General features: G+C 48.7%; 3 protein-coding genes. All 3 read left to right on the forward strand.

The window, feature by feature from the left end:
* Window positions 1-784: S-type pyocin domain-containing protein (locus CYR52_RS22135; protein WP_175579009.1), on the forward strand; the 784-nt coding region annotated here is incomplete at its 5' end.
* Entirely contained in the window at window positions 781-1,248 is a 468-nt protein-coding gene (locus CYR52_RS22140) for a DUF6392 family protein (protein WP_101829452.1), read from the forward strand. The genes CYR52_RS22135 and CYR52_RS22140, both read left to right, overlap by 4 nt.
* Before the next feature lie 79 nt (window positions 1,249-1,327).
* Window positions 1,328-1,479 (forward strand): DUF6392 family protein (locus CYR52_RS22970; RefSeq protein ID WP_241522441.1); only part of this gene is annotated, 152 nt, incomplete at its 3' end.

Here is a 1,479-nt window from a genome sequence, read left to right on the forward strand (position 1 = left end):
GAGCCGGGTGCGTTTCACCTGGGAAAGCGATGCACAGGGCAACCCGGTGCCGCGCGGCTGGCACACGCCGCCGGGCCGGGACAGCGTGCGGGTACGCCAGATGGCCTGGGACAGCGCCCGGCAGGCGTACACCTTCACCACCGAGGAAGAACAGCCCGTCACGATTATCTGGACGCCGGATCATTCCGGGGTGCATGTTCCCACGAACACCGGCAACCAGCACCGCCCGATCCTGCCAAACCCGGTGATGGTGAACCCGCTGCCGGACAGTACCGGTATCCGGGCCACCACCAGCCCGGCGCCGGACGAGAAAAGTTTCGCGGATTACATCCTCATTCTGCCGGTGGCGGACATTCCGCCGATTTATATTTATCTGAGCAAGCCGCCGGTGGAGTTTCTGGAGGTAAAACCGTACCGTGATTTTAACGGACGCTCCAGGCAGGGGCATTATCATGTGGATCACATGCCATCACGTCAGGCCGTAATTTTGTACTTACGCCGGGAATATTCTGAGTTATCACCAGATGAAATTGAGCCTATGGCCGATCAAGTTGCAGCCATTGCCATTCCTGAGAAAGTACACCGCCAGAACAGTGCGACCTATGGTGGACGAAACCGTTCTCAGATGGTACCGGACTCTTACAACCTACGTGTGGCCATAAATAAGGATTTTGACCAAATTAAACCGGTACTGATAGAAGAATATGGCGCTACAGAGGCAGAACTGGACGCGTGCAGACAAGAAATGCACAGAATTAACACAGAATTAGGGTTATACAAATGACTATAAATACTACATTGCTCATACGTAGTTTGGAAAAGCCATATCAAGCTATCTTCGAGGCCGGGGTTATTACCTACCGAACGCCGCCGCAAGGCACACAGTGTGATCCTTACCTGACACTGGATATGAAAAGTGAAGGTATTTTTTTGGTTTTTGATAACGATAAAGAGAAAGCACTCAGTGATATTGCTTTGCGGTTGAGATCTGACAAGACGGAATGGGTTTTTCCTAATGAACTCCCATCCCCACTTAAACAAGAAATGTCCCGAGATTGGGTGCATGAAACCTTTGGAAAACCGGATAAAAGCATCCCCCCTAAAATTGTCATGAAAACAGAGTTCGGCTGGAGGGAACGTTTTAAAATAGAAGATTTTCATATACCTATAACGATGATCATTTTATATGATATGGTTGATATGGCTAAGTCGATAAACTTCCTTCCAACCTCAAGATTAAGATGGTAAATCCCGTCTGCCTGTATAGATTTTTGTGCAGGCAGAGTAATGGCAGGCAAGCCCTGCCGATATGAATAGGGCTGTACAAATGACAGTAAACGTAGACGCCTTAATAAATAGCCTGGGAAAATCCTATAAAGATTTACTTGAGGCTGAACTTATTCCCTATAAAACTCCCCCTACCGGATTTTCAGGTGATCCTGATCTTAGTCTGGATATGGCGAAAGAGGGGGTTTATCT

Source organism: Chimaeribacter arupi, from assembly GCF_002858805.1.
In the GTDB taxonomy this organism is placed as follows: domain Bacteria; phylum Pseudomonadota; class Gammaproteobacteria; order Enterobacterales; family Enterobacteriaceae; genus Chimaeribacter; species Chimaeribacter arupi.